At 51.8% G+C, this 6,514-nt stretch carries 3 protein-coding genes; all 3 read left to right on the forward strand.

What is annotated here, in order from left to right; translation table 11 throughout:
- Positions 1-11 precede the first annotated feature (11 nt).
- Genes BLS94_RS13670 through BLS94_RS13680 form a run of 3 tightly spaced genes read left to right on the forward strand, consistent with a single transcriptional unit; the run spans position 12 to position 6,400 of the window.
- Positions 12-2,357 (forward strand): hybrid sensor histidine kinase/response regulator, encoded by a 2,346-nt coding sequence (locus BLS94_RS13670; RefSeq protein ID WP_090962056.1) that lies wholly within the window; start codon positions 12-14, stop codon positions 2,355-2,357.
- A 10-nt stretch (positions 2,358-2,367) separates the two neighbouring features.
- Complete coding sequence (gene cheB / locus BLS94_RS13675) at positions 2,368-3,435, forward strand: chemotaxis-specific protein-glutamate methyltransferase CheB (RefSeq protein ID WP_090962059.1); 1,068 nt, start codon at positions 2,368-2,370, stop codon at positions 3,433-3,435.
- Positions 3,425-6,400: an EAL domain-containing protein gene (locus tag BLS94_RS13680; RefSeq protein ID WP_090962062.1), complete on the forward strand. Its 2,976-nt coding sequence runs from the start codon at positions 3,425-3,427 to the stop codon at positions 6,398-6,400. Before cheB ends, BLS94_RS13680 begins: the two co-directional genes overlap by 11 nt.
- The last annotated feature ends 114 nt before the right edge of the window (positions 6,401-6,514 follow it).

Raw genomic sequence — 6,514 nt, forward strand, 5'->3', positions numbered from 1 at the left:
GGAAAAAATCCATGACCAGCAAAAATGATGCGCTCCTGGAGAGGCTTCTTGCAATGTTTCGGGTTGAGGCAGATGCACATCTCCAGGCTATGTCGTCCGGGCTGCTTGCGCTGGAAGAGAAACCTTTAGATACACGTGGGGCCGATATCATTGAGGCCATATTGCGGGGCGCTCACAGTTTGAAAGGTGCCGCCCGGGCTGTGAACTTTACACAGATAGAAGCAGTCTGCCGGTCTCTGGAAAACGTCTTCTCGGCGCTGAAAGATAAAAGTCTTGCCATATCGTCACCGCTGATCGATCTGCTGCTTCAAACAATCGATGCGCTAAGCGGACTGGTTGCTGGAGATAACAGTATGTCCGGGACGCAAAAGTCTCTGGTGCCCAAAATGATGCGACAGCTTGACGATATACTGAAGAGGCCATTGCATGAGCTTGCGAGCCATACCGCAGCGCCGCAAGCTGCACCGCTTTTACCTTTGACTGCTTCCGATGAGTCAACCGAATCAGGTTCCAATATGGCTGCACAGAGAGCGGCGTCCGCTGCGAGCCATGCATCCGCGACAATCAGGGTACCTATTGCAAAACTCGAAGCGATTCTGCGTCAGGTTGAGGAACTGCTGCTGCCGCGACTGGGGGTGGGACAACGTGCCAAGGAGCTAAGCGAGGTCAGTGCGGCACTTGCCGCATGGAAAAAGCAGCGGCTGCAAATCCAATCGGCAATGCGCATCGTTGATCGCGAGTTGACATTCAGTCTTAAGGATAACCGGACCTTTCGAGGAAAGCATGAGCTTCCCAAGCTGCTCAAATATCTGGATGCCGAGCCGCTCCATATGAAGGCGCTTGAGAGCCAGCTGGCGAGGCTGCAATGGGCAGCCGAGCAGGATCACCGCACCCTGGCCGGCATAACGGATTATCTGCTTCAGGATGTGAAAGAGATGCAGTTACTGCCTTTCTCGACGTTTCTGGACATCCTGCCCCGATTCTCCCGGGAGCTGGCCCGCGAGCAAGGCAAGAGCTTGGAGCTTGTCATTCGTGGAGGCGAGATGGAAATTGATCGGCATATCCTGGAAGAGATGAGGGACCCTCTTATCCACCTGGTGCGTAATTGCATTGATCATGGCATCGAGAAATCGGCGGCACGGCTAGCTAAAGGCAAGCCTTCGTACGGAAAAATCACTTTTTCATGCTCACGGAGCGATTGCGGTACGGCGGAGATACTTGTGACCGATGATGGTGCGGGGATCAATGTAGCGATGGTAAAAGCGGCAGCTCGCAAGCTTGGCGTAGTATCCCCAGAGGAGATGGAACAGCTGGGAGAGTTCGAATTAATGGCGCTGGCTTTTCAATCCGGGGTAACTACCAGCCCCATCGTAACCGATATCTCCGGACGCGGGCTCGGACTTGCGATTGTACGCGAAAAGGTTGAAGGCTTGGGTGGCAGCATCGTGGTCACGTCAAATGCTGATACCGGAACCGTTTTCCGCATCTTACTGCCGCTAACGCTGGCAAACACCCGCGGGGTCCTGGTTCATGCCGGGGGACAGCTTTTTGTTATTCCTTCAAATAGCGTTGAACGGGTGCTCCTCATCGCGAATAGCGAAATTCAGACTATGGAGAACCGTGAAACGATTCTGGTTGACGAACAACCGCTTTCTCTGGCCTGGCTGAGTGACGTACTGGAATTGCGTCCTAGCGTTGCAGAGGTTGAAGCGCGCACCACACCAGCTGTAGTTCTCGGCTCAGGTCTTGGCCGCGTTGTATTTCTGGTGGAAGAGATTCTTGGTGAGCAGGAGATTCTAATCAAAGGACTCGTCCGGCCATTGACGCGCGTACGGAACGTCACAGGTGTATGTGTAGTGGGGACTGGCCTTTTGGCGCCCGTACTCGATGTACCTGATCTGCTGAAGTCGGCGGTCTCGCCGTCGGCCGCAGTACGCGTTCCTGCTCGCCGTTTATCCGCTGAAAAGCATGAGACGTCAAGTGAACAATCTATTTTAGTGGTGGAGGATTCCATTACTGCGCGGACGCTGCTCAAACATATACTGGAGTCGGCGGGCTATCGTGTGATCACAGCCGTCGACGGGGTTGATGGATATACCGCTCTTAAAACAGGCGCGTTCGACCTGGTAGTCTCCGACGTTGAAATGCCACGTATGGACGGCTTTGCTCTGACAGCCAAAATACGTGCTGACAAGCAATTACCGGGGCTGCCCGTGGTACTGGTAACAGCACTGGATTCACAGAATCATCGCGAGCGCGGCATTGAGGCTGGTGCGAATGCGTATATCGTGAAGAGCAATTTCGATCAGAGCAATTTACTGGAGGTCATCCGGCGCCTTATCAGCCTCGGGACATAAGTTCCTCGCCATGATCAGAGTTTTAGTAGTGGAAGATTCGCCTGTAGTACGAGAGTTCCTGGTTTACATTCTCAACTCGGATCCTGACGTCACGGTTATAGCCACCGCTGGTGATGGAGAGGAAGCGCTCGATGTTTTGCGCAGTCATCGACCTGACGTAATTACCATGGACATCCATATGCCGAAGTTGAACGGGCTGGAGGCAACGCGAGTGATCATGGAGACACAACCGACTCCCATTGTAATTGTAAGCGGCAGCACAGATCCCACAGAGTTTGTGACAACGTTTGATGCGATCGACGCAGGCGCACTCGCGGTCCTGCGCCGTCCTGCCGGCATCGGTAATCCAGATCATGAGGCAACGGCTCTGGATTTGATACAGGTCGTAAAACTGATGTCTGAAGTAAAGGTAGTGCGACGCTGGTCGCGTATGCGGAAGTCCTTCCGGACCCCGTGCCAGACAAGCATCTCTTCGTTGCCCGGAGCGGCACAAACAAAAATTGTCGTCATGGGTGCTTCTACTGGTGGCCCGCCCGCGCTCGAAACTATTCTGCGGGCACTCCCAAAGGATTTCCCTGCGCCTATTTTAATAGTCCAGCATATGGCGGGAGGATTCATAGAAAGATTTGTTGAATGGCTGAAGAATTCGGCCAGCCTCCCTGTTCATGTTGCCAAGCAGGGCGAATTGCCGCTGCCGGGACATGTCTATGTTGCGCCTGACGAATATCAGATGAAAGTAGGAAGCGACGGGAGGATTGTGTTGACCAAGGATGAGCCCGAGCATGGGTTGATGCCTTCGATTTCTTATCTTTTCCGGTCGGTTGCCGACGTGTACGGCCATGGTGCCATTGCCGGCCTACTGACGGGCATGGGTCGGGACGGAGCGGAAGAGCTATACATGCTAAAGGAGAAAGGCTCGATCACATTCGCGCAGGACAAGGACAGTTCTGTCGTCCACGGTATGCCGGGCGAGGCCATCAAGCTAGATGCAGCGACGCTGATCTTACCTCTGCAAAAGATTGCGGCAGTGTTGACGGATCTGGTAAACGATAGAGGAGAAATCAAGTTTGGCTCATGATGTTTCAACCCACGACGCCCGGAAAGCCAAGATTCTTATCGCGGAGGACAGCCCCACCCAGGCAGAAAAATTGAGATATCTGCTTGAGGAAAATAACTTTAAAGTTACTACCGCAGGCAATGGCAAGCAGGCTCTTGCGGCAGCCCGGCAGTGCAAACCTGCATTGATTGTCAGCGATGTGATGATGCCTGAGATGGATGGGTTTGCGCTATGCGCCGAAATCAAACGGGACGCGCAGCTCAAAGATATCCCTATGATTATGCTTACTTCCCTGTCCGACATCAGGGACATCATGAAAGGATTGGAATCCGGCGCTGACAATTTTATCCGTAAACCATACGACGACCAGTATCTTCTTGATCGCATCGACCTCCTGCTGATGAGCCACGAATTGCGCAAGAGCCAGAAGATGCAAATGGGGATGGAGATTTATCTCGGCGGGCAAAAACATTTCATCACAACCGAACGGCAGCAGATCGTGGATCTATTGATTTCGGTCTACGAGGATGCAGTCCACCTCAATTATGAGCTAAATGCACGGCAACTTGAGTTGACACACTCGAATCGTTTGCTCAACGGACTGTATCAGATAGCGGAGGGTCTGAATCAGGCAGTAACCGAGCGCGAGGTCTGCGAAAAAGCACTTGAGTACGCGGTGGAGCTGCCCGGAGTCCAGGCAGGGTGGCTTTACCTGTGGGATTGTAGCGGGGTCAGGTTAGCTGGTGCGCGGAACGTACCCGTATCATTAGCTGCGGAGAGCATAGAGGCACTATGCGAATGCCGCCGCCTTTTGCTCTCTGGAGAGTTCAGCCACGCTCCAAAAATTTTACAGTGTGAGCATCTTATCCAACATGGGGACCATGCCTCTCTCCCTTGCTACCATGCGAGCATACCGTTGTGGAGCGGCAATCAGAGCCAAGGTGTCATGAATCTTCTGGGTTTGGAACAAGCCCAGTTCAAGGACAATGAGTTGGACACGTTTTATGGGGTCGGGTACCAGGTAAGCGTCGCACTGGAACGCGCCCGATTGCATGAACACATGGAAAAATTGGTCGAGGAGCGAACCGCGGCATTAACAGCAGAGATCTCCCGACGCAAGGAATATGAAGCCAGGGTGGTCAGGCTCAACCGCATCTATAGCGTATTAAGCGGCATTAATACGACTATTGTGCGCGTCCGTGAAATACAGGAACTCTTCGACGAAGCGTGCCGTATTGCAACAACCCATGGTGAGTTTGTCTTTACGTGGATCGGGATGTTCGAGGCCAATACGGGACAAATTACGCCAATGGCTAAGGCGGGGCGAGGTGATGGCTATCTGTCCCGGCTCGATCTGGCCGCTGTGGTGGATGCGCCAGGGGGCTCCTGTTTGATAGGGGACGTGATCACACATCTCAAACCCGCCATTTGCAACGATCTCAATACCTACCGGCGAACGCAAAGCTCACACGTCCAACCGCCGGACGACGATTATCTTTCCATGGCGGTGTTACCCCTGACCCTTGATGGACAACTTGCCGGCATCCTGGCGCTCTATGCACGGGAGACAGGATTCTTCGACGACGAGGAAATGACTCTGCTGATCGAAATGGCGGGTGACATTTCGTTTGCAATGGATCACCTGAAAAAAGAGGAGCGTATCAATTATCTCGCTTTTTTCGACGCTGTAACCGATCTGCCGAACCGAGCGTTATTTCTGGATCGGGTTGATCAGCGAATCCAGACCGTCTCTTCCGATCACAAGATGCTTTCTGTAATTGTCCTCGATATTGAGCGGTTCAGCAGTATCAATGAATCACTCGGCCATGGGGCAGGTGACAGTCTCCTGCGTCAGCTTGCAAAAAGGTTGAAGCAACTGCTTTCAGAAACAGACATTCTTGCCCATCTTTCTGCGGATTATTTTGCTATTGCGAGAACACATGAAGAGGAAAGCACTGATATTGCCCATATTCTGGAAAAGCTCCTGTTTGAGGTTCAGAACCAGCCTTTCCTGACGGCTGGGCAGGAATTGCGCGTTTCCGTCAGAGCGGGAACATCATCCTATCCCGCCGATGGCCGAGATACCGATACACTCTTGAGAAATGCCGAAACGGCACTGAAAAAGGCAAAGCTTTCTTCCGATAAGCACTTGTTTTACGCTCCCGAATTTCATGCCAGGGTTAAAGAAAAACTGAAACTTGAAACCCGGCTGCGTCAAGCGCTGGAGCAGGAACAGCTGGTGCTGCACTACCAGCCCAAAATTGATCTTGAAAATGGAAAAATCAGCGGATTGGAGGCATTGATGCGCTGGGAGGATCCGGAAAATGGCTTGATACCTCCACTGAACTTCATTCCTTTGCTCGAAGAAACTCGGATGATTCTGGAAGCGGGCCGTTGGGCGCTGGGCAAAGCGATATCGGACGCACAGAAATGGAAATCCTTAGGGTTGAATCCCCCAGTAATTGCAGTGAATGTCTCGGCAATTCAGTTACAGCAAAAGGATTTTGTTAGTATGGTGGCAGATGTGCTGCGCAACGCAGGGGAAGTTTCAGTCGGATTGCAACTCGAGATCACTGAAAGTGTAATCATGAACGACATAGAGGCTAATATCGAGAAGCTTAGCCTTATTCGAGATATGAATATTCAGATCGCTATTGACGATTTCGGTACCGGCTATTCTTCGCTCAGCTATATTGCTAAATTGCCAGTTAATGTCCTGAAAATTGATCGCGCTTTCATTATCAATATGAATACCAATCCAGACGATCTTAGCATCGTTTCTGCAATCATATCTCTAGCACATTCACTGCATCTCCGTGTTATTGCCGAGGGAGTGGAAACGATTAAGCAAGCCGATCTTTTGCGAAGACTTAAGTGCGAGGAGATGCAGGGATATCTGTTCAGCCCGGGCGTCACAACGGACAAGATCGAAGAATTCCTGCGTGAGAAGAAATCTCTCCCCGCTTGGAGTACTCAGCGGATTTAGGGCTAATTATCCGTTACTTAGTCGTCCCTGAAAAACCTCATCTTTAACAAACTTCCATCATTAATCGATGGTTCTCTTCATTTTGTTTTTGTCCGAGGCATTGCAAGCATTCCA

Source organism: Nitrosospira sp. Nsp18, assembly GCF_900103145.1.
Lineage (GTDB): Bacteria > Pseudomonadota > Gammaproteobacteria > Burkholderiales > Nitrosomonadaceae > Nitrosospira.

What these genes read in the sequence shown, in the direction of transcription:
- BLS94_RS13670 (WP_090962056.1), top strand. Translation starts at nt 12, where the DNA reads ATGACCAGCAAAAATGATGCGCTCCTGGAGAGGCTTCTTGCAATGTTT.
- cheB (WP_090962059.1), top strand. Translation starts at nt 2,368, where the DNA reads ATGATCAGAGTTTTAGTAGTGGAAGATTCGCCTGTAGTACGAGAGTTC.